Raw genomic sequence first — 23134 nt, forward strand, 5'->3', positions numbered from 1 at the left:
CCTTGTAGCTGCTGCGCTGCTGGTCAAGATGAGAGCAATCACAGATGACCGTCAGAAAAATTCGATGTTTCCAAGACCTCATCTCTATTCCTGACAAGAGCGCGCCAGTCGTGACATTGTTCAGCGGCGGCCTAGATAGTTCGTACCTCCTTTGCTTCTTGTATGAGGCGGGCTTTACGAGTGTAACGGCGCTTTGTGTTGACCTCGGCGAGGCTGTCGAAGTTGAGGCGCTGGAGACGACCGCCAAGCGATTTGGCGCGGAATTGCTGATCGAAGACCGTAGGGTGCAGTTTGCAGACCGATACGTGAAGCCAGCCCTTAAGGCCCACGCGAAATACCTCGACATCTACCCCGTGAGTTCATCTCTCTCTCGCCCCTTGGTCGCGCAACGCGCGGTTTGCGTCGCGTTGGAGCGCAATGCGGGCGCCGTGCTGCACACCGCGAACCAGTCTCAGAACAGCCTGCGGCGCTTAAATACGGCGATATCTGCCGAAGACTTTTTAGGGCTTTTCGGCAGCCCTTACGAATACAGCGCCTTGTCGCGCGAAGACAAGGCGAGGGCGTTGGCGAGCTACGGTTTGACGTATTACGCCGGTCGAAAGCTTAGCGGTGACGCGAACATCTGGTGCCGAGAATTTGAATCGGGCCCATTGGACAACCCCGAAGCTTTTACGCTCCCGGAGGAAGTTTTCACTTGGTCACGGCGCCAACCTGACGTTGGCCCTTGCTCAGTTTCCCTCGGCATCCAGGAGGGTGAACTCGTCCAGGTCGACGGTGAAGCTGTGGCGTTTGCGGATGCAATTGCTCACCTGAATGCGCTGGTCGGCTCCTACGGCTTTGGCCGATTTTTAGGATTGGAGCACCTGGATGATGGCGAGAAGGTTCTGGAGGTGCGTGAGGCCCCAGCTGCGTTCATTTTGATGCAGGCCCTTCGGCACCTGGAAACGGCAACCTTGTCTGCGAATTCCATCATTCTGAAGCAAGCTTTAGAGAGAAGTTGGACGCTCGAAGCCGTGGAAGGGAGATGGAACTCGGACGTAAAGGCGGCCGCGGAAGCAGGCATATTGTCGCTGGCTCAACGCGTGACGGGAACGGTCCGCTTTGACATCGATCATCAATCGTGCCTGCCAAACTCAATTCGCGCTGACCGCCCGCTTTACCTCACTAATCGTGATGCTTGGGAAATCGAAAAGGCCCGCGAGCGCGGCACGCGTTCGCGGGCTGATTTTTTGCGGAATTACTTCGACGAGACTCCCAAAAGAAACCCAAAGTCGCGCTCAATCGAAACTCCCTTGATATCGGCTTCTATGGCTATCGAAAAGGTTGGCACCCCGCTTGTCGATGCATTGACTAGCGATGGGTACTGGGTAGAACGCGGCGCGAAGAACTTCGAACGCTGGGACTTCTACGATCCTCAGAGTTGGCATGATTTTGCGACGTGCTGGGATGATCTTCTGCTCGACGAGTATATGCGAGACGGGGGAACATATCGCTTTCGCCGCTATAGTCAGCTTTTCTACAGCGCGAATGACGGCCATCTAGCTCTGCTTCCTCACGCTCCCTACGAACAGTCGGCGATGATCAATCGGCTCAACGGAGGGTTCCAACGGCACTTCGAGGCGATCGACGGGCGATTTCTGGAGAACAGGTTTTTCCAAGGTCTGATGCGGTGGATGGGCTCTAGCTACAGTGCGGCCTCCGGCCATCTCAACTGGAATATCAAATTGCACCCGTACCGTATTGTCGCGACCGAGAGGCCTGGGGAGCCGAGTCCCGAGGGTCTGCATCGCGACGGCGTCGACTACATCTGCTCGTTCATGGTGCGGAAATGCAATGTCAACGGTGGCGAAACAGTTATAACTGATGCGAACGAAAATGAACTGGTCCGTTTCACGCTGGAGACGCCGGGCGATATTATGATTGCTGATGACAACATCGTCATGCACGGTGTGAGCCCGATCCAAATGATTAACAGGAAAAAATCAGTTGCTTACCGTGACGTGCTGGTCGTCGCCTTCACCAACGACTGATCCCTCAACGCTGACGAGGGCGATCATGTGGTTGGCGCTTGCTCGCTGGTTCCCCTCGGCTGTTGTCCCTCTGGCATTTCGGGCACTATCAATCTGTAACGCTTCCGTTGCTCTCTGAGGAGAGCGTACGTTCATCGACCTCATCCTGGGGTGGAGGGATCACCGGCATCGGGTTCTCGTCGTGGGTCCTCGATCCCTTGTCAGCACGTCGAATCAGGCTACGCGATCACTCCTCTGGTGCATGGGCAAGCTCCCGACCAACCTGCAACCTGAGGGCATTCAAGTGGAGAGGTCGAGGCTCATGAACTGGTTGTGCGGGCTTTCCTGATAGTCCGCGAACCGCTCACAGGAAAGGAAGCCCGCGTTGCGGTAGAGCGCGACCGCAGGAGCGTGCAGCGCTGCGGTACCGGTCTCGAGGCTGAGGCGTGCATACCCTCGGTTGCGGGCTTCAGCAATGATGTGGTGTAGAATAGCGCGACCGACCCCGGTCCTCCGTGCGGCGGGCGAAGCGCGCATCGACTTCACTTCTCCATGCGTGCGATCCAGTTGCTTGAGAGCACCGAATCCAACCAGCACATGACCCTGCCAGGCCGTCCAGAAAGTAACGGCCGCGCCCGAAAGGCCAGTCGCGTCCAGCGCTCGCGCGTGCTCGCCCATGACGCTGCGCAGCTCTCTTAAGTGATATGCTAACAAGTCGGCGACATATGGCGCCGTCGGATCGTCCTGCCTGATTTCCACTTTACGCCCCGTCATTGTACTCAACCAACCAGCCGGCACTAGCGGCAGTTGCGGATATATTCAAGGTCATTCTTCATTGTGCAGCCAGGACTGGCATTGTGATCGAAAGATCGCATCGCATCGGTCCACGCGGCGAACGCCGATCGTGGTCGCCAGTAATGGCCAAATTCGACCGAGTAGTCAGGAACAAGACGCGCTCCCCGACCCACGATCTTTGGATCCAAGCGGCTAGAGAATCTCAAGCACGATCTCGACTGATCGCGCAAGCTGCCTAGCCGGTGGTTTCTTCTGCACAGATGACTGACGCAGATCACAATCGTGCAAACTCCTCGAGAGTGAGATGTACGTTCGGAATGTCCGTCTGACTTCGCGGCGGATGGACTTCGCCCGCTTCGAAGGATTCGAGCTAGTCGGGCCGCGGCGATGGGGGCCGAGTGTGGCCGCGGTATCCCTGTCGGCGAGGATGCGCGCAATGGTGCTGCCAACCAGCGCCTCCATGTCCGGTATCACAGTGGCCAGCGTGTGCCCGTCATAGGAATTGCCTGGCAGCGCCTTCACATGGGTGACGAACCGGCCACCCTTGGCTGGCTGAGGGTGGTCGCGACGGAGACTTTGACACTGAACTCGTAAGGCCGATGGGCCTTGCCTTTGCCGATACATTCGACTTCCGACGCGTGCAGAGAGTAGACCTTCGGACCGGGTTGACGCCGTTGCTGCTCGCGCACGCGCCGCGCCAGCGCCAGCAGCTTTGCGAACGCCGCTTCGAGCCCGCCATTCCCCTCGATCTTGCGACCGATGTCGCGGATGAAGCGGCCGAGATAGGTGCGCAGCTTCTTCAGGATCCGGTTGGCGCGCTTGAACGGTTTGGCATGGGCATAGCGCTGATGCTGGATCAGGGCGAGCTTATCCAGCTGCGCATAGGACTGGCGTAAATCCCCCGTTCAGCTGCGCCAGCCGCACCAGCTTCGCACGGGCCGGTTCAGAAGCTTGGCATCGATGGGGAATGTCACGTTCTTGGGCCGAACCGTGGTGTCGACGATCACCCATGGCAGCTCGGACGGTTTGATCACCTTGGTCCTGGTGGCAACCGACAGGCTCTCCTGGATCAGCGTAGCCAGCCGCTTCTCGCCCATGCGGTTTCGCCAGCGCGTCAACGACGAACGGGTCGAACACCAGCCGGTGATGGAAGAACTCCCCGCCACCGAAGTATTGGTAATAGGATTCTCGACCGCTCGCACAGCACCTCTTCGGAGAGGTCGTCGGTGTGCTTGAGAATCGCCAGCCCCGCCATCAGGCGCGTCGGCAGCGGCGGCCGGCCGGGATCATCGGTGTAGAGCTCGCCGAACCGCTCCTCCAGGCACCCCCAATCCACCGTCAGCGCCACCAGCGGATGCTTCATCTTGATGATCTGGTCGAACCGCGAGCGGAACAGATCCTGCTCTCCCGTCTCCCGCCGTTCCGGTGACCGCATCGCCTCCTGGTCCCTCGCCAAAGCTTCAAAGGCGAGTGAATCACAAATCAAGTTTGCAAGGAATCCCCTCCGCCACATCCGTTTCCCGGCAAACTCGATTGCCTCAGAGAGCCGTTTCCAGATTCCAAATCAACGACTTGGGAATTCTTCACGGACCATTCTTTACTTCATGCGCCTTGATCGAGATCAAGAAGTCCATGCGACAACAACTGTACGGTGGATGAGTTGCAAGCCAGTGCCTGGTCCGTCCCGACGGTTTGCAGCGGTGGCGATAATTTGGAACGATCGATTGTAAGGCAGTCTTTGATGCTAGCTGTAGTTGTTTTTGGCCCCACGACAATTGCGCTGCTCCCAAGCGGTGCAGTTCATTTGGCTGGAGAGAATCTTGTCTTTCCTGGCTGCTGACGCCGGTTCTCTTCGTCGCATTCTTCAACACGTTCAGGCGTGCCCGGTCAATCCGGTCGTGCTGGCGAATGCACGCCTGCTGCGCGCCTGCAATCCTCCCTGCTGCGCCACGTGTACCTGCCGTTCACCACCGGGTTATCTTCCTCGCCCGCTAGGATTGCGGCACTTGATCGCGCAGGCCAAGGGCGTCCTCGATGCGGACAGGGTATTTGCTGGAATCATCGTTCTCTCCGCCTCTGTTGTTCTCCTCGACGCTATCGTCGAGCGCGCGGAAAAGCAGTTCCTGGTTTGACGGCCCGCGCCTGCTCATGAAACCTGATCGTAACACTCTCCCAACAGTCACGGAGCTTCGCATGCACGCTTTGACACGAATGATGCTGGTCATGGCGCTAACCGTTTGCTCGGTCATTTCGGCGGATGCCGCCGGGCTCGAGAAGGCGAAATTGAGGATCGCGGCGGGATCACAGATCCTCAACTCTATGCCTCTCAATTCGGTGTGAAGCTTGGTGCATTCAGAGACCAAGGCCTTGACGTTACTATCGAGAACTTCCACGCCGGTGGCTCAAAAAGCGCTGCAGGCGCTGGTCGGCGGTTCGATCGACGGGACAGTCGGCTTCCAGAATCACGCCATTCAGATGCAGGCGCAGGGCTGGCGTTCGGAAAATTTCTGGAGCTCGCGACCTCCGACAAAATTTGGCAAGCCGTTGCTGCGGCGTGCCTAACCTATGTGGGCAGGACAATGATTGATGATATCGACAAGGCTCTTGACTGGGAGGGCCACCGGCTTGACTGCGCATTGTGCGAGCATCTCGCACTGAGCGAAACCGGCGGATGTCGGCTCAAGCACGCCTGCGTCAACGAACGTTGTCCCGGCAGTATCGAGAGGTTCTTCGAGCGGAATCCGGATCTCGCCGACGGCTATCTCAGCCATCCGCATTGTGAGGTAAGGGCGATCGCGGCGAAGTTTGCGAAGGTCTCTCTGCTGCCGTCGCTGATCAATGATCCCAATGAAAAGGTGCAATGGAATGCGATACTTCGCCTGCCTAGAAGCTACGCGTTGCAATTACGGAAGCATCCGCGTCCCGAGCTGAGGAGGCGGGTAGCGACCCTGCTCGACGGTGAAGAATTGCTTTCCATGGCCTCAGACGAATATTACTATGTTCGCCTTGTCGTCGCGAGTCGGATCGAGCCTATACTGCTCCCCCAAATGATGAATGACGAGGAAGCCGAGGTCCGCCGTGTTGTAGCACGGCGCATACCAAATGAATGGTTGCTCGGCATGATCGACGATCGTGACGCGTCGGTAAGACTGGAGATAGCCCAACGACTATCTGTGCAGGTTGTGTCCCTGCTGCAGCATGATCCTGACTGGCGCATCCGCTACGAGGTCGCAAGCCGTGCGCCAATGGCTCAGATCTTTAGCCTTGTCCATGACCCGCATAGTCTCGTACGCGAAGTCGCGAGCTCGCGGATTGCGGAAGACCGCCGCTGAGATCGATACCTCGCCGGGCGACCGACGGCCAGATGAACTTGCCGCGATATGCTTATTGCGTCATGCCGAGGATCTTGACCAGATCGCCGCGACGTTCCCGGAAGATGTAGAGATCGCCAGCGCGCGGATTGCGCCTCAGAATCTCCTGGAATGTAAGAGCGAGGCTCGCAGGCCGACGCATGTCGATGTCGCCAGTAGCGATTCAAGCCCTGACGCGGCTCGGAATCTGGACCATCGTCGCTGCAGCAGCTCAAGAAGTCGCTGCAGCGTCTCAACGTCCCAGCCACGGTCAACGCGAACGCGACAGCCGCCGAGCTCAATCCCGATGATTCCAACCCTTGCACGCTACCCAGGCGGGGAAGAGGCCGTTTGTGCCGCGTCGCTCGAGATCGGAGCCGCCACACCGCGCAGCCGACCCTGGCGCGCTTGCCGGCTTCAAGTGAACAACACGCTGTGAGCCACCCGTGCCAGCGCGCGATACCGCACCCGTCTGGCCCGCCTGCAAGTTCTCTTCGACAAGTCGAGCCTTCTCATCGTAACTTCATCGCCCTCGACGCGCTGCGCGCAACACATTGACCTATCAAAATGTCCCGCTCCATGCGCAACCGCTCGTTCCTTCCGTAAGCGAGCAATCCCATGCGACCAGATCGACGGCTTGCCGGTTGTGGTCGTCCGGAAACGAGCGGCGTTGACGTGCTTCCATCTGACACGTTGTGACTCGCGAGCGCAGGTACGGTTTCACAGCCCGGCAGCCGGTTGCTCGTCCTCAGAGCCGTGTGTACCTTTGAGCGCACGAAACAGCAGATTGGGACCCTGAAATTGGTGCGTTCTGCTCTGTCTTCATGGATCTCGGCAACTAGTACTATTTCCGAATACGTAGAGGTTGGATTTCGGCTTGTGCAAGCTTCTTGAGGGCAAGTCTGCGTCGCGGGTAAAATAAACCCCACACCGTTCATCCTGATCCGCCTTGAGCCCACGTGATGCCGAGTGCATCCAGGAGAGCTAGTCGTCCGTGAACAAGGCTCTAAGCGATTGAGCAGGAGTCAGTTTTTTAGTTGCGGCGGCATTTGAGATTGCAGGGTTTGGGGGCTTGAGGCCCCCAAACCTTGCAATTTTCGTTTGTGGATTCCCTTTCGTTGCGGACCATGATTCTGTGGTGCATCGGAGGGGCCGATGCGACCGAAGAAGCACAGGACGACGGGATCGAACGATCTGTTCCGGGCGCGGCTGGACCAGATCATCAACATGAAGCACGAGCTGGTTCAGCTCGCCGGCAAGATCGATTGGGACTGGATCGACGGCGAGGTCGCGCCGCTCTACAGCGAGAATGGCCGGCCCGGGATCGAGACCCGGTTCATGATCGGGCTGCTGTTGCTCAAGCACACCTACGGGCTGTCCGATGAGGGCGTTTGCGAGCGCTGGGTTCACGACCCGTATTTCCAGTTCTTCACCGGCGAAGAGTTCTTTCAGCATGTCTTCCCGCACGAGCGCTCGGACCTGAGCCATTGGCGCAAGCGGCTCGGCGACAAGTTGGAGCTGCTGCTGGCCGAGAGCCTGCGGGTGGCGCACGAGGCCGGCGCGTTACGCGGCCAGGACCTCAAGCGCGTCACGGTCGACACCACGGTGCAGCCGAAGGCCATCACCTTTCCGACCGATGCCAAGCTGCTTCATGCGGCTATCAAGGGGCTCAACCGCCTGGCGAGAAGGCACGCCGTCAGGCTGCGGCAATCCTATTCTCGTGTGGCCAAGGCCGCCGCGATGATGGCGGGCCGCTACGCCCATGCCAAACAGTTCAGCCGGCATCAGCGGCAGTTGCGCATTCTGCGCAGCCGGCTCGGCCGTATCATCCGCGACATCCGCCGCAAGATCGAGGGCCAGCCGGCACTGGAGGAGGCATTCGCCCTCCCGCTTGGCCGGGCCGTGCAAATCCGCTCGCAGCAGCAGCGCCAGCGCGGCTGGAAGCTTTATTCCTTCCATGCCCCGGAGGTGGAATGCATCGGCAAAGGCAAGGCCGCCGCGCCTTACGAGTTCGGCGTGAAGGCCTCCATCGTCACCAACAACCGCCGGGCGCCCGGTGGCCTGTTCGTACTGCACGCCAGGTCGCTGCCCGATAATCCCTACGACGGTCATACCCTGCGGGACGTCATCGACCGCGCACCGAGGCGCTCACCGGCTGTCCGATCGAGCGGGCCTATGTCGACAAGGGATATCGCGGCCGCGACACGCAAAATCCCCGTCGCGTCTTCATTTCGGGCCAGAAGCGCGGCGTGTTCGGCGCCATCAAGCGCGAGCTCCGGCGCCGCTCCGCCATCGAGCCCATCATCGGGCATCTGAAGGCCGAAGGTCACCTTGGCCGCTGCTATCTCAAAGGCCGCGCCGGCGACGCCGCCAACGTCGTGCTCTCAGCAGTCGGCCACAACTTCCGCCGTATCCTCGCCTGGTTCAGAGAACTCTTGTGCCTCTTCCTGATCCAGCTATCGCATACGCTTGCCTGTCCGCTCCCACTCAATTCGGCTTCTTAACGGACGACGAGCTAGCGCTCACTGCTGTTCAGAACAGGTGCTGAAGCTTACCCATTTTGCGGATGGATTGATCGCAACAGTGGCAACATCGTCTACGTCGGACCAGGTTCGGACAATCTCGTGTGGCGCCAACTGCTTACAAGAGATCACGTTTCCAGGGGTGGAAGCATACTCATCCCCTCTGCGGTGAAGCACTCTAGCATGCAGCGCGCAATGCGGCTGACAGAAGAGATTTTCCGGACCAGCTCTGCTCTCTCCACTAGGTCATAATGCACCCTCGCATTGTCCATCTACAGATACGCCAACGGTCTTAGCGGATTCTGTTAGCACATTCCGAACAGAATCGCGACCAATGCGGATCTAGTTGTTTCGTAGTTAGTGCGATGTATGGGGTAAGCAACCCGCATCCCGAAACGACGAGCCGCCGAAGTTCATGATCTTAACTGTCTTGCCGTTCGCAAGTCGGCCGTGAGCACAAGGGCTCAGTCAGGTGCATCTCGCGAATGATCGACCCGACCTGCGAGCGGCACATTAACCAGGCGCGTAGCTGCACGCATCTAGCAGGACTGCGCTCCACTAGGCGATTCGCTGCGAGCGGTAATGGAGTCATGAGGTTCTTCTACGGTCAATGGTTGATACCTAGCGCCGCGAAGTCGTCGGTTTATTCACGCGGGACTGAAGGCGTGGACACGGGAACTCAAGTTGGTTCGGCATATTCATCGCACAGAGTCTTCAGTCAGCCTGCACCACGCGTCCTCGAGGATGTGGAGTGAATTTCAACCGGCAGACCGCTTCCACGGTGCCCATTTGAGGGTCGTGGACGCCAATGTGCTGCCGGTTCGAATTCAACATTCTCCGCCTCCGGCGCCAATTGTAAGCCGGGCGTTCCTGATTACGTGTCATCGTTGAGCCGTTTTTCGCGAGCGCGGTTCGCGTATTCTGTTAGAGTGTTCTTCCCTGCGTCAATTACCAAACACGCAAGGCCGGGGCGGATTTGCTTAGCTATTGCGAACACCAATGCGAAGGATGTCGCTCGCAAGTTGTCCTGGCCACACCACACCAGCGTGCAGCGGTGCGCGGAGCTGGCCCCGAGGCGGTCAGTACCATCTCCAATCTCCGACCTATCCTGTTGAGCCATCCTGTTGCTTTAGTCTCACCCGCGACTGGTCGAAGCCGGAATGCACGGAAAATCAACACGACGACAGAAGTAACTGCGCCGCTTTGGCGAGGTAAAGTTGGCTTCGTATGTTCAAGCAGGGCTCGCCGGTTTTCGTGCCTGCTAATTCCGACGGAGCAGCACGCGCACGAGGTCATCGGCTTCCGCGTTCATCTGGAACGCGCCGAACAGGCCGCTTTGCTGGCTCGGTTCAGAAAGCTGGTGCCGTATCCGATGCTGACCGCTGTTGTCCACGACCGGCCCTTGGGAATTTGTCGGTCGGCGGGCACCATCCGCTTTGTCGCGCGCCTCCTACTAGCCCAGCGCGGCATCACGGATGCGCATTCGCAAAAGGCCTTGGCGGCACGAAGGGCGCGATCCGTGCCCGAAATCGGACGCCGATGCAAAGCCTGTCAGGTTACATACAGTCGACCCTACTGGGCGCGTGGATGTTTTTCAAAGCGTTGTCATGTGCTTAGTGCGCGCGGACAGCCTGGCACGGTCATTGCTAACTAAGGTGAACCGACAGGGTCGCGCAACAGTAACGTTGGAAGAAAAACATCATGCTATGCTTGGCGTCCCCTGCTCCTTCGCTCAAAGTCGAGAACTGGCTGCGTGGCGAGCCCCTCACGAACTTCGAGCCAGGAAAATTGTACATCGTCGAATTTTGGGCAAGTTGGTGCGCCCCATGTGAGGAGGCGATGCCTCATCTGATAGAGCTGCAAGCAAAATATAAAGATGAGGGGCTTGCGGTCGTCGGAGTCGCAGCTAATGAAAAAGCAGCAACGGCGGACGAGGCTCGCGCCAAGTTGGACGCATGGTTGACTGAAAAATTCTCAAATCTGAACTATCGAATCGGGTTCGACAGTACCCGCGCAATGAACAAGCTTTGGATGGATGCCAGCTCTTCTCTTGCGATTCCGAGATCGTTCGTCGTCGACCGCGACGGCCACATTGCCTTTATCGGTAATCCGATCGACATCGACCACGTCTTGCCGAAAATTATCAACGGCACTTGGCGCAGCAGCGATGAAGCTAAAGCCGCTGATGCGAAACGGATTGGGGAAGACCAACGCCTAGCGCGGGTATCCTCAATCCGCCGGACAATTCGATCGGCGATGGAAGCAAAGGATTGGCCGGCAGCGCTCTCAGCGGCCGAAGAGGGCATTGCCGCGATGCCGGACAATTTCGGGTTCCGCGAGATTCATGCGGATCTGTTGCTTCACAAAATGCGCGACACGGCGACTGGGTTCCAGGTCTTACGCCAACTGGTTCGAGATGCGGTTGAGAAACAGTCAGATGCTGTGTGGGAGCTGAATATCCTGATGAGGCAACTCTTTGATCCGGATAACGATAGGGCCTACCTTCCGCGTGCGGAGCGCTTTGCGATCGGCAGGGATGTGTCGGAAAATATCCTCAATCCTGGGCAAGCCCACGGCCTCGACCTCTATTCTTATGGGGGGCTCGCTCAGTATTACTACGAGAGTGGTGACAAGCAACGCGCCATCGAGCTGATCGAGCGGGCAATGACACGGCTAGAAGATCCGAAAGTGCCGGACGCTATGAAAAAGGATTATATGCCGCAGTTGCTCCAAACCTTGGCCACCTACAGGGGCGAGTAGGTTTGTTGCAGCGGGTCTTGTTCGATTTCGCAGGAAAAGTCTCCTGGAGCTCCCAAAGTGCAGCCGCAGGAGGAGACATGAAGAGAGATGTTAATCGAAGATGCACGATCGGGGCTGTGTAAGCGCCTTCGAAGCTCGCGACCAACAGAACGTCTAGGATCATTTGGGCGATTTGGACTCGCAACTCACAAGCAAGCCTAGCCCACAACGACCGATGCGACACCCTGCGGCTCGTCTTTGCTGGGTGTCTGGTCCCTTGTTGTATTCAGGGGAATGCCGCTGCCCTTTACATGCGTGGTTTTGTAGCTCGAAATCATCAGTCGGCTACTCACATCGAGCACTACTCACGTGGTTATGTTCGCCTCGCCCGCACAAACGGCGCCATCGAAGAAGTCAAATGCACGTCCGAGGCCCAGTATCGACGTTACATCTGACCGTCTTCGTCTGGTTGCGCCGCGTCCAGTGCTCTGTTGGGCCACGATAGACCTGAACAGAAACTTGTTGTCCCTTAAAAAGGAGGTGGCCAAGTTCAGGCGATGCTGAAGGCGTACTTGAGAATGTCCGATCTCGAATGCTTCAAACCAATGATCCGTGGCCCTTCAATATCAATTGATGGGGCAACTGTACTGCATAAGTCGCCGCCATGTTCACGACCACCAGACGCACGACCAAAACCACCACGGCCTTCGGGGCCCGGGGAGGCGTGCGCGCGTAGTCGTCGACTAAAACGCAATCTGCTCCACCGAAGCCCCGCCCATGACGGTCCGGGGCCTTTTTGTTGTCTAAATCGATCTCAATGGAGGACACAGTGAGTAACGATCCCGTCGTCGCGATTGCGGCGTCACCGGTGCGGTGGGCGCCGAATTCATCGCCACCATGGACAAGCGCGGCTTTCGGGTCGGCAAGCTCAAGGCGCTCGCCAGCGCCCGCTCGGCCGGCAAGACGGTGTCGTTCCGCGGCAAGGTCATCGTCATCGAGGAACTGACCGAGCGCGCCTTCGACGGCGTCGACATCGCCCTGTTCTCCGCCGGCGGCAGCATTTCGAAGAAGTATGCCCCGATCGCGGTCAAGGCGGGCGCCGTCGTCGTCGACAACTCCTCCGCCTTCCGGATGGACCCGAACGTGCCGCTGGTGATCCCCGAGATCAACGCGAATCGCATCCGCGATCACAAGGGCATCATCGCCAACCCGAACTGCGCGGCGATCACCGCGCTGGTGCCGCTCTGGCCGATCCACCAGAACCACCGCATCAAGCGCGTGATCATCTCGACCTATCAGACAGCCTCCGGTGCCGGCGCCGCCGCGATGGACGAGCTGGTCGAGTCCACCCGCGCCAACCTCAACGGGCACGTTTATACGCCGAAGGTGATGCCGCACCCCTACGCCTTCAACCTCTTCAACCACAACACCGCGGTCGATCCCGACACCGGCTACAACGACGAAGAGACCAAGGTCATCCAGGAAACCCGCAAGATTTTTGAGGACGAGAAGATCGCCATTGGCGTGACATGCGTCCGCGTGCCCGTGTTGCGCGCCCATTGCGAGGCCATCACCTTCGAATGCGAGAAGCCGATCAGCGAGGACCAGGTCCGCGCCATCATGGCGCAGGCTCCGGGCGTGAAGGTCGTCGACGACCGCGCCAGGAACTACTTCCCGATGCCGATCGACGCCTCGGGCCAGGACGACGTCCTGGTCGGCCGCATCCGCAAGGACCTCAGCGATCCCTCAGGGCATTCGATCTCGATGTTCGTGGCGGCGGATCAGCTGCTCAAGGGCGCCGCGCTGAATGCCGCGCAGATCGCGGAGCTGTTGCTGGGCCTTTAATCAGGCGCACGCCGAGTCGACAGCTCTAGCTTGGGTGAAAACAAAACGCCTCGGGTCAGCATCGTGAGCCTCAATCCTTAGAAGCGGGCCGCAAACGACAGGACGCGTCGGGGGCCAGTCTCGACCACCTCCCGCCGTTAAGCTGAGTACTGCACTTATAGCCGTCCATAAGGACTGTTACGCGCCAGTTTGACTAGTCCGACAAGGCGGCCGTCGCCGGAGGGAAACGAAGACAGAGTAAGTTCTGCGAAATGATCCGCAAAGCCTCGGATCGCGGGTAGCCGCCGCGCAGCGGGAAGAGCCGCGACGAAGATGGATGTCCCGTACTGGCGCGCGAAGTCGCACCTCGCCCCGCGTCTCCGAAGCGTCAAATGCCATAGGCGAACCGAACTGCGTGTGTGGGCTCGCATCTCGCCGGTCAGCTCGCAATCCACAAGGTAGGCTCAGACCGCGGCTCTTACCAGGCTTCGACCTCGAGAGCTTGATCGGCCTCCGGCTGACATCCAAGCGGAGCCGCCTTGCCTTCCGGTACTGATGGGAGCGGTCGACGCAATGTTGAAATGGATATACTTACCGCGGTTCCGCGGCGCCGGTTTCTCCCTTGGTGGTCGCGCCGAAATACACCGTTTCCGCCCTCTTCAGCCACTCACGAACCTGGTCCACAGCGCAAAACTGGATTATTCGGCTCACGACCCTCATTTGGACACGTGGGGTCATTCTGGCCGATGAGCCGCTTCTCGTAGAACAACACTGCATATCCGTGCAATATCCCCTCCCTGCGGTGGACATAGCCAGCGGTCTCATAGGGCCTTTGAGCCCCTACTTGGATCGTTGTTGTGTCGAGCATTATCCACTCGAAACCGAGAGCGACAGCTCGCGACTCCAATTCACGAAGAACTCTTCTTCCAAACCCTCGTCGCTGAAAGACGGGATCGAGCCGCATACGTTTAGGTTCTGCGACATCATCATTAAAACGTTTCAGCCCACCCATAGCAGCGAGCCGGGGGCCAATATGCGCAACTACGAAGTCTCCGCCCGACCCCATGTATACTTCCCCGATATTACGTAAATCATCCTCCCAGGCCCCTTCCGGGCCACACACACCAACGTCCTGCGATGTGCTTCTGTGCAGATGCCATACACCATCGCTATCCCCGGACTCGAAGCGACGAAGGATCAGTTCGTCTTGAGATATGACTACGATCTCGCGACCGGTGTCGGACGTCCGCGCCCGTGGCATCGTTGTCTGTTTTTAGCTAGGCAGAGACGACCGTCAGCTCACCGACACACCTCTGTCAAGAGCCGCTGGGAAAGGACAGCCTCAACATTCTCCGATACCTCGACTCCGACAATTGGACGACCCGGCTCAACCGTATATTTTAAGGCCGTACTACGGTGCATCCGGGTAAACCGATCCAGTGCACAAATACAGGACGCGCGCAACGTTCGGATTTCGCCGCCGTGATGCTCCATCACTGGCGAAATGGTCGCAGCCCTGGGAAGTCCGCTTTCCCTTCTAGCCAACCTGGCTTGAGCGGCGCACTCCCCTTGTCTGACGACAGCCAGTGGAATACCTCATGAAGGCATCTCTGCGGATAATATTCAGAAAGCCGATATAGATCCCTATAAAATTGCGGTTTCTGGTTGAAGAGTTCTTCACCGACCAATAGCACCGAGACTGCCACGATCCGGGCAGAGAAGCGGCCGCTTGGACCAAGCGTGTTCTTATAAGGATTCTTTCCGTAAAACACGCGAAATTGGCCAAATAAGTCCGGCGACATATGTTCATAGAAGCGCGTCAGAACACAGTTTGCTGACTCAAGGCGCGCCAAGCATAGCTCAAGACATTGCCCCGCATCGACATCGGCCACATCACGCAAATTAAGCAGAGCGTCCATTGCTGACTGCAATTCGCTCTCGATGATCTGATGGCCCAAGCAAAAATCTCGCTCCTCGACCCGGCCGCCCCGAGGCAGTATACGCGTGGATCGTTCTGCAACGGATTCATAATGATCATATCTTCATAGGAGAGGACCTCAATGCCCGGTTGCCGGGTCACAACTCGATCGCGCAAGGCGGCTCAGCGCCTCTCCCACCGTCAGCTCGGCGTCCAGGGGATGAAGGCCGGCAAACGCAGACATCTGATAAGCACAATTTACGAGATATCGGATGTCTGTCTTAGCGATCTCGAACTGTGACTGCGGCAGACTTAGCAGCTGCGCAGCATGGTCCTTCTCGGCAGCCATCGCGTTGATGCTACGCCCAAGAGCCTTAACCGCCTTATCAGGTCGTTCACTGCGTTTGATCTCCGCAATGCAATGCGGCAGTTCATCGGCGACAAAATTGCTGACCAGCCCAAGCGGGCGCTCTCGCTGCCGCCGATCAATGCTATCGGTCAGATGCAAGAATATGTCCTGCGCCTCGCGGGGCGACCCTTGCGTGGTGGAAACGGAAAAAGGAGGGACCATAAACGAGCGCGCCCGCGACTTCATCGAAAAGCAACTTGCATTTCGGCACTTGACCCGTATCGAGCGGCCGGTGAGTAATCATGTTTTTCGAGCAGATCAGTTCGTTTGTCTGTTATCCTACTGTCGTTGTACGCGACCTTCTCAAGTATACTGTTCGAGAAAAATAGCAGCGATACGGCGCCCGAGTTGATAGTGCCGGCGGCAGTTAACGAAAGCAGACCATCGTTTGAAATGCAGATGAGTCCTGCCTCATTCAAGATTTCAAGCTCGCGCCCAAAGCATTTCTCAATTGAGACCCCAAACTCCCGCTCGAAGCGGGAGAGCAACACTCCACTACTTCGCAGGGCAAACATCACGGTTCTGCGCATGAGATCATCTTGCGACAGGACAACACCCTTCCACACTGGCTTCTCGCCCGCCTCAACCCTATACAGGTAGCGGTCTAAATCTGCCTCGTTGTAGAACTGGCACTGGCTCATGTAACCGAATCCGGCAACCCCAAACGGGACCAGATTATTGTCGTTCCAGGAATCGTATTTGCGGCTCTGTTGAACCGAGTGTGGCTGCGACTGCTTACTCCAATAGAAAATCGGCCCATGCCGATAGCCGAGTCTCGTGAGGATGTGCTCGGCCATAAAATGCATGATAATGCGCTCCTTAGCCCCAGCGAATTGATATCGTCCCCGAGCCAAATGGCGGGCTACGGGGTCTGTAGATTTAAACATCAATGGGAATACATTGAACTTCTCTATTCCCATATCCAGTAAGCCGATAAGCGAGTCGTACCAGCTTCGGAGCGTTTGCTGCGACAACCCATACATGAGGTCAAGCGACAGATTCTCAACGCCAGATCAATTGACGACGTAACCTGGAGCAACAACGTTTCCGCCTTCAGATCGCCCATTGCCTTGAGAGGCGGATACGTGCCGACGAGATAATCGTTATGCGTGTCAAGGTGCAAATTCCGTGACCTCAACATGTCAAGGTTGATGTCGTACGACCGGTCGATCGCGAACTCCAAGGCTTCGGAATAGGTCGGCGCGCGCATTTTGCTAAACTCCTCTAGCTTTCGTGTGAAGCAAGGCGCGATGGCACATCCGTTGTTCGCTTACATTGCACTCTTCAGCTCCGGCTCGATACCGAAGTCATGCATTTCGATCAAAGGCGCGGGTTCGTCAGCTCCCGCTCGAGGCATCCACCATGGATCACAACGAGGTCGCCACACGCTCGGTTACACGCGCGGGATGAATTGTGGTTCGGCGAGGATGACAGATGCTGTGGCTCAGGCGAATGTACTTCCGGTATCGCGAAACGGCACCCAGGCAGACTTCAGGCGCCGGGGGTGCGAATACTGTTCGAGAAAATGGTGCTCCAACTCCGACACAGCGGCACCCGTGAGGTACGCGGCAAAGCTTTAGGCCGGACCGCCTGCAATAGCCCAGCGTCCGTCGCATTGATGCGATCCAATCGCGCAAGTTTCATTTGAACTCCTTTGGCAGCGACTGCGAGGCCGTCATGGTCGTACGGATTCTTTAGGGTGTCCCAGCAATCCACGTGCCTGCAAGGCCATTTGCGCTTGAAGAGGGCAATACCATGTGCTTCGCGTCCACCGACGGAATACTCGCGCCTCAGTGTCTGGTCCCGGACAATAACGTCTTCAGCCGGACACGGCTGAACACGACAACGTGGAATGCCGAATGATGATGGCTGCCTCATGCCGAAGTCGAACATCTGCGCAATGGCGACCTTACGAGCGAATCGCTTGGTTGCAGGCAGCGTCTCGGCACGTGACGGATATCGGCGGGCCGACGCCAGAGAAATTCCGCCTGCTACTCTGCTTAGCGTTCACGCCTGAGCCCGGTGTGAGCAGACTGAAAGTTGTAGTGTGCCGCTTTGCAGGAAGTTGCGGACTGTTGGACGCGGCCCGGCGTCGTCAAGATTGCTGGCATCGCCTCGGGTGGATGGTGAAGACCTCGCCGTTTGCTCCCGTTAACAGGAAGGCACAGCCGCTCATCGACAAGCTCTGAAGGCACTGTGGGGAGGAGTCTCCTTGTCTTCGCTCCATGGCGAATCTCGGCGGCCACCTTTGGCAGCTTTCTCGTGAGAAAGTGTGTTGCTCCCATCCAATCCTTCGTCGTGCCGAACGGATGCTCCACTGTCTGACGGCGGACACCCATTGCGTTGGGATTGTGGTCGAGCCGATGCCGAACTTTCTCCAGAACGGCCTCGTGCTCCGAGCGTGAGATGTGGCGCTGGCGGCCTGTCGTGCGCTGAGCTTTTAGCGCACAAGTTTTGCAGGTGCTCGTCCAATAGCTTTGTGCACCGGACATTGCCCCCCCGTTCGGGGCAGGCGAAGCCCTCGTGCCATCATTCTCGGCGCGTCGGCCTCGTGTGCTGGCCACGCGCGAGTTTCATATTGAAGAGGCCGTCGAAACACGAAGCGCTCGATCTCGCCGAGATGCGCCGGCAGATCACGGCCCTGAGGTCCCGGCATTCGGAAAATCTACGGATCACCTACCTGTTGAAAGGCTGCTGATCAACTCGGCAGATCTCAGTGAACCGGAGAGCGCAGCTCACGCGAAGCAGCTGGGTGAAGCGTGCGCCAGAACGATGGCGAACATCCAGAAGCGCGTCACGAAAAACGCCGGCAAGCCATCGGGTAAGGCTAACAAGTGTAGATCACCTTGCACAAAGCAGTCGCCGGGTCGACGCTACGTGTAGCCGCGGAGGTGCGCATGTATCGCGCAAACGCGGCCTTCGCGGCTAGGGGCCGCTGCCGTAGCAAGCGGCGGCCGCGCCATGAGAAGCCTAGTAAGCGCGCCGCACTACTCGGTGTACAGAGGGGAAGTCTCCGAGAAAACCGGGTGGGCATCTTCGTGCCGATCGGCGATCAAACCGAATCGGGCACCTCCCCCACAGACTCACAGGCGGACACAACCACATGTCCTAATTGCGCACCATCGCCGGGCTGAGAGGCTTTCCGGCGCGCGGCAGTCTGGGTCCGGCTGACCGCCAGGAAATCAGCAAAGGCCCGGCATGGCTGCCGAGCCTTCTACTGTTGAACTGTGAATGTCGGACTTAGAAGTCCATACCACCCATGCCACCCATGCCGCCGCCCGGAGGCATCGCCGGACCGGCGCCGCCCTTCTTGGGCAGCTCGGCGACCATGGCTTCCGTGGTGATCAGCAGCGCTGCGACGGAGGCCGCGTTCTGGATCGCCACTCGAACCACCTTAGTCGGATCGATGATGCCCTTGGAGACCAGGTTGCCGTAATCGCCGGTCTGCGAGTCGAAGCCGTACGCGTAGGCCTTGTTCTCGAGGATCTTGCCGACGATCACCGAGCCGTCTTCGCCGGCGTTGATCGCGATCTGGCGGGCTGGGTAGGACAACGCCTTGCGCACGATCTCGACACCGGTCTTCTGGTCGTCATTCTTGGTGCGCAGGCCCTTGAGCTGCTCGGTGGCACGGAGCAGGGCGACGCCGCCGCCCGGCAGGATGCCTTCTTCAACCGCCGCACGGGTCGCATGCATCGCGTCGTCTACGCGATCCTTGCGCTCCTTCACCTCGACCTCGGTCGCGCCGCCGACGCGGATCACCGCGACGCCGCCAGCGAGTTTGGCGAGACGCTCCTGGAGCTTCTCACGATCGTAGTCCGAGGTGGTTTCCTCGATCTGCGCCTTGATCTGGGCCACGCGCGCCTCGATGTCGGTCTTCTTGCCGGCGCCGCTGACGATGGTGGTGTTCTCCTTGTCGATCATCACCTTCTTGGCGCGACCGAGCATGTTCAGCGTGACGTTCTCGAGCTTGATGCCGAGATCTTCCGAAATCGCCTGGCCGCCGGTCAGGATCGCGATGTCCTGCAGCATGGCCTTGCGGCGATCGCCGAAGCCCGGAGCCTTGACGGCCGCGACCTTCAGGCCGCCGCGCAGGCGGTTCACGACCAGGGTGGCGAGCGCCTCGCCTTCAACGTCCTCGGCGATAATCACAAGTGGCTTGCCGCTCTGCACCACGGCTTCCAGCAAGGGAAGCAATTCATTCAACTGGGATAGCTTTTTCTCATTGATCAGGACGTAGGCATCTTCCATTTCAACGCGCATCTTGTCGGCGTTGGTGACGAAGTAGGGCGAGATATAGCCGCGGTCGAACTGCATGCCCTCGACCACGTCGAGCTCGGTCTCCAGCGACTTGGCTTCCTCGACGGTGATGACCCCCTCGTTGCCGACCTTCTTCATGGCGTCGGCGATGAACTTTCCGATCTCGGCATCTCCGTTGGCAGAAATCGTGCCGACCTGGGCGATTTCCTCGTTCGAGGTGACCTTCTTGGAGTTTTTAACGAGGTCGGCGACCACGGCTTCCACAGCCAGGTCGATACCGCGCTTGAGGTCCATCGGGTTCATGCCGGCGGCAACCGACTTGGCGCCTTCACGAACGATCGCAGCCGCCAGAACGGTGGCGGTGGTGGTGCCGTCGCCAGCCGCATCGGCGGACTTGGAGGCGACTTCGCGCACCATCTGCGCGCCCATGTTCTCGAACTTGTCGTCGAGTTCGATCTCCTTGGCGACGGTGACGCCATCCTTGGTGATGCGGGGGGCGCCGAACGACTTGTCGAGGACGACGTTGCGGCCCTTCGGACCGAGCGTGACCTTCACGGCATTGTGGAGGATGTCGACACCGCGCAGCATGCGGTCGCGGGCGTCGACGCCGAATTTGACTTCTTTGGCTGACATTTTTGGTTCCCTGGGTTTGCTTAGTCTCACTCACCCTCGGCGAGGCGCCCGGCAGGCGCTCCTCAGGGGTGAGCGGTGCGAGCGGTGATTAGGCGGCCTTCTTCTTAGCCGAAATGTCGGTGAGAACGCCCATGATGTCGCTTTCCTTCATGATCAGCAGCTCCTGGCCATCGATCTTGACCTCGGCGCCCGACCACTTGCCGAACAGCACGCGGTCGCCAACCTGAATGTCGATCGGGATCAGCTTGCCGCTCTCGTCGCGGCCGCCCGGGCCAACGGCGATGACTTCACCCTGGGAAGGCTTTTCCTTCGCCGTGTCCGGAATGATGATGCCGCCAGCGGTCTTCTCTTCTGCGTCGATGCGCTTGACCACGACGCGGTCGTGAAGCGGACGGAATTTCATGCAGTCCTCCTATGTCTTGTCGCTTTGATTTTGGATCGAATAGCACTCGAAGCTAGCGAGTGCTAACCATCGCGAACATAAGCCGGCTTGGCCGGCATACAAGACAAAGCCGCGAAGGATTTCGAAAATACCTCGTCCTCACCGGTCCGCCAGAGCCCACCTAAGGGCCCCCTGCATAAAATGTGGGCTGGTTGGAGCAAGCCGCGGGGAAGGGATCGGCTTTTACCGCGCGCTGACGTGTTTGTTTGGCTAGTCATCTGGTCGCTAGTCGGGCCGGGTTGCGTGCTGTGGTTGAGCCCGCTCAGGTATGACGGTGCCGCTTCCAGCGGCAGTCTTGACCCGCAACGGTACGCCGAGAAGCCGGAATATCCCGTCCCTCAGATGCAGCGGGGGAGCAAATTGTTCTCTAGATTCTCTCCCTCCATGGACAACCAGGATCAGAAAAGCTTCCAATGTTCCGCAACGCAGTCGAATCCGCTTGTCGAGTTTTGCGGGTACCGAACTATGGAATTTGTCCACTGATAAGCTTTGCGACCAAACGTTTCGAAAGCCCCATGGGACCGCCCTCGATGATCCCGTATGTTTCCGCAGCTCAATGGCACGGGCGATGGCTAAGCGAGTGGAGATCTCCGACCGCAGTTATGCCCGGCTGCTCTGAAAGCGTCTGAAGCCCGGCTTTGATGGCGGCGGTGTCCTGCTCCGCCTGAGTGATCCACGACCATCGCGGGATGCAATGGAAATGAGAGCATCATCAAGGAGCGAGTCCGAGCGACCGCGATTACAATCGCAGCGGTAGCTTGCTAGCCCACCGCTTAGTCGTTCGTTCGAATCCGGCCGCCCAGGGATGACCTGACGAATAAGCCCGGCATTTGCGCCGGGCTGATCGCTAAGTGGTTCAGGTTCTTAGCACCGGACGCATTACAGAAGAGTCCTCGGGTCTCGTCGGTGCGGCTTCTGACATCGCGATGCTTGCCACGAGCGTCGCATATTCGTGTTGGTAGCATTCGAAACTCATATGAAGCCTAAACCGAGAAGACGGCGTGCCAAACTGGGCAGCAGAGCAGGAGCCGTGAACTAACTCGGCGGCGAGACCGGCCGTCTATTCTGGGCAGAGCGGTCGCCGATCTCCGTTCGACCTTGAAAAACAGCAACGAGCCGGCCACCTTCCCAAAGCTCGACGTCGTGCTCGCCGTATATTTCCTCAACTCGACGTCTCGCCGCCTGCTCGTCAATGCAGTCAAGCTTTGCGGCGCAGATCACTCGCCGGCCGCTGTCCATCACGAACACTTTGAACCGCATGATGGCAGTCCGATCCAAAAGGGGACTATCATCGTAACCGAATGTCGTTCTAAGGCAGCGCCAAACAAAGTGCAGGCGCGCGGAACCTTTGTACGTGTGGTAATGCGGCGACACCAGCGTGACCTCATCGATCGCGGTGGCCGCGTCAGGTAACCTGCCCAGTGTAGCGCGGCCTCAGTGGCGCAATCTCACCGCGTGCCGGAGCGTGCGGCTGGAGCTTAAGATCGAGATGCCCCCCAGCGTCATCAACAGCACACCTAGCCAGGTTACCGTCCAGGTGCGCGCCTCGTCGCGCACCGCTTCATTGCGCGCGCCCATTGGTATAGCTGGAGGTGAGTCGGCTCGCGCGGCCGAGGCAAGCTTCTCCAGGTCGACTTGGGGCGGCGTGAAGTGCTCGGGCGTGAGCTGGCCGCTGGGAAGAGCCGTAACGGGTGCCGCCGGCATCACGGCCTGCGTGTCGCCGTCGGAAACAGAAGCGGCGTCAGCCACCTTGACTTCGCGCGCCGGCGGAGCCCCCTCGGCCGGCGAAGAGCCTAGCAACTCCGCACGCGCATCGATCACCGGGCTCCGCGCTTGCCGCGAGGCCTCGTTCTTGTCGGAACTGGCGGCGCGGTTGGGCACACGACCAGGAACCGGTTTTCGCACCGTTACGATGCCCTCGGCCAAAAACCAGCATTTGCGGTGGCCGTCCCGCCGATACACCCAGTGCTGGCTTGGGCCAGGCGAATTGCCGGGCCGCGGCAAGCATTCCGGCTGTACCGAGGAGGTTGCAGCGGGCCGGCGAGGAGCAATATTGAACAAGTCGGTAAAAGGGTTGGAGCACGCAGGTGCCGTCGAAAGACCTCCAACAAGGACCAAACTGGCGAAGTAAAATCGCAAATGACCGGACATCCAAAACTCCCGGTGTTGCGCCCCACCCGGCACGAGCCTTCGCGGCGACATGGGACTCCATGCGACTTAAATCTGGCAGCGTGAT

13 protein-coding genes and 4 pseudogenes are annotated in these 23134 nt (G+C 58.7%); 6 read left to right on the top strand and 11 right to left on the bottom strand.

The genetic code is table 11. From position 1 onward, the window contains the following. Positions 1-44: 44 nt before the first annotated feature. Positions 45-2030, top strand: a complete 1986-nt coding sequence (locus BRA1417_RS42020; protein WP_035968402.1) for an argininosuccinate synthase-related protein — start codon at positions 45-47, stop codon at positions 2028-2030. Between the two features lie 279 nt (positions 2031-2309). Here BRA1417_RS42020 and BRA1417_RS0109090 read toward each other — a convergent pair whose 3' ends face one another. Further along, on the bottom strand, positions 2310-2783 hold the full coding sequence (locus BRA1417_RS0109090) for a GNAT family N-acetyltransferase (RefSeq protein WP_245286158.1): 474 nt from the start codon (positions 2781-2783) through the stop codon (positions 2310-2312). Between the two features lie 406 nt (positions 2784-3189). Next, positions 3190-4239: pseudogene (locus BRA1417_RS45340) on the bottom strand (IS5 family transposase); the annotation flags it as partial. A 385-nt stretch (positions 4240-4624) separates the two neighbouring features. On the opposite strand from BRA1417_RS45340, the gene BRA1417_RS42270 reads away from it, so the two are divergent. Next, positions 4625-4936: a hypothetical protein gene (locus BRA1417_RS42270; RefSeq protein WP_198034802.1), complete on the top strand. Its 312-nt coding sequence runs from the start codon at positions 4625-4627 to the stop codon at positions 4934-4936. Positions 4937-5041: 105 nt separating this feature from the next. Continuing rightward, positions 5042-6136 (top strand): 4Fe4S-binding leucine-rich repeat protein, encoded by a 1095-nt coding sequence (locus tag BRA1417_RS0109125; protein ID WP_371259980.1) that lies wholly within the window; start codon positions 5042-5044, stop codon positions 6134-6136. Positions 6137-6188: 52 nt separating this feature from the next. Here the strand turns inward: BRA1417_RS0109125 and tnpB are convergent, their stop codons facing one another. Continuing rightward, positions 6189-6338, bottom strand: coding sequence for an IS66 family insertion sequence element accessory protein TnpB (tnpB, locus tag BRA1417_RS42275; protein ID WP_305728117.1), 150 nt, complete (start codon positions 6336-6338; stop codon positions 6189-6191). A 971-nt stretch (positions 6339-7309) separates the two neighbouring features. On the opposite strand from tnpB, the pseudogene BRA1417_RS39700 reads away from it, so the two are divergent. The 3 genes and pseudogenes from BRA1417_RS39700 (at position 7310) to BRA1417_RS39710 (ending at position 13260) form a co-directional block, all read left to right on the top strand. Further along, a pseudogene (locus tag BRA1417_RS39700) lies at positions 7310-8658 on the top strand (IS5 family transposase). 1719 nt (positions 8659-10377) lie between these two features. Beyond that, the gene (locus BRA1417_RS39705; protein WP_035969176.1) at positions 10378-11436 is read left to right on the top strand and encodes a TlpA disulfide reductase family protein; all 1059 of its coding nucleotides are present in this window, start codon (positions 10378-10380) and stop codon (positions 11434-11436) included. A 796-nt stretch (positions 11437-12232) separates the two neighbouring features. Next, positions 12233-13260: pseudogene (locus BRA1417_RS39710) on the top strand (aspartate-semialdehyde dehydrogenase). A 646-nt stretch (positions 13261-13906) separates the two neighbouring features. Here the strand turns inward: BRA1417_RS39710 and BRA1417_RS46145 are convergent. The 8 genes and pseudogenes from BRA1417_RS46145 to BRA1417_RS0109205 all read right to left on the bottom strand — a co-directional run bounded on the left by BRA1417_RS46145 (position 13907) and on the right by BRA1417_RS0109205 (position 23049). Next, on the bottom strand, positions 13907-14500 hold the full coding sequence (locus BRA1417_RS46145; RefSeq protein ID WP_371259981.1) for a GNAT family N-acetyltransferase: 594 nt from the start codon (positions 14498-14500) through the stop codon (positions 13907-13909). Between the two features lie 232 nt (positions 14501-14732). Beyond that, entirely contained in the window at positions 14733-15197 is a 465-nt protein-coding gene (locus BRA1417_RS45350; RefSeq protein WP_245286160.1) for a hypothetical protein, read from the bottom strand. Between the two features lie 99 nt (positions 15198-15296). After that, entirely contained in the window at positions 15297-15665 is a 369-nt protein-coding gene (locus BRA1417_RS45355; RefSeq protein WP_245286161.1) for a hypothetical protein, read from the bottom strand. A gap of 83 nt (positions 15666-15748) precedes the next feature. After that, complete coding sequence (locus BRA1417_RS45360; protein ID WP_245286162.1) at positions 15749-16372, bottom strand: coproporphyrinogen III oxidase; 624 nt, start codon at positions 16370-16372, stop codon at positions 15749-15751. A 1425-nt stretch (positions 16373-17797) separates the two neighbouring features. Further along, positions 17798-18040 (bottom strand): annotated as a pseudogene (locus tag BRA1417_RS43695) (transposase); the annotation flags it as partial. 766 nt (positions 18041-18806) lie between these two features. Next, positions 18807-20456 carry a chaperonin GroEL gene (gene groL / locus BRA1417_RS0109185; protein ID WP_027515570.1) on the bottom strand — a complete coding sequence of 550 codons (1650 nt, stop codon included), beginning with the start codon at positions 20454-20456 and terminating at the stop codon, positions 18807-18809. An 88-nt stretch (positions 20457-20544) separates the two neighbouring features. Beyond that, entirely contained in the window at positions 20545-20859 is a 315-nt protein-coding gene (locus tag BRA1417_RS0109190) for a co-chaperone GroES (RefSeq protein ID WP_027515571.1), read from the bottom strand. 1473 nt (positions 20860-22332) lie between these two features. After that, complete coding sequence (locus BRA1417_RS0109205; RefSeq protein WP_027515574.1) at positions 22333-23049, bottom strand: hypothetical protein; 717 nt, start codon at positions 23047-23049, stop codon at positions 22333-22335. Positions 23050-23134 lie beyond the last annotated feature (85 nt).

It is taken from the genome of Bradyrhizobium sp. WSM1417 (assembly GCF_000515415.1).
Taxonomy (GTDB): domain Bacteria; phylum Pseudomonadota; class Alphaproteobacteria; order Rhizobiales; family Xanthobacteraceae; genus Bradyrhizobium.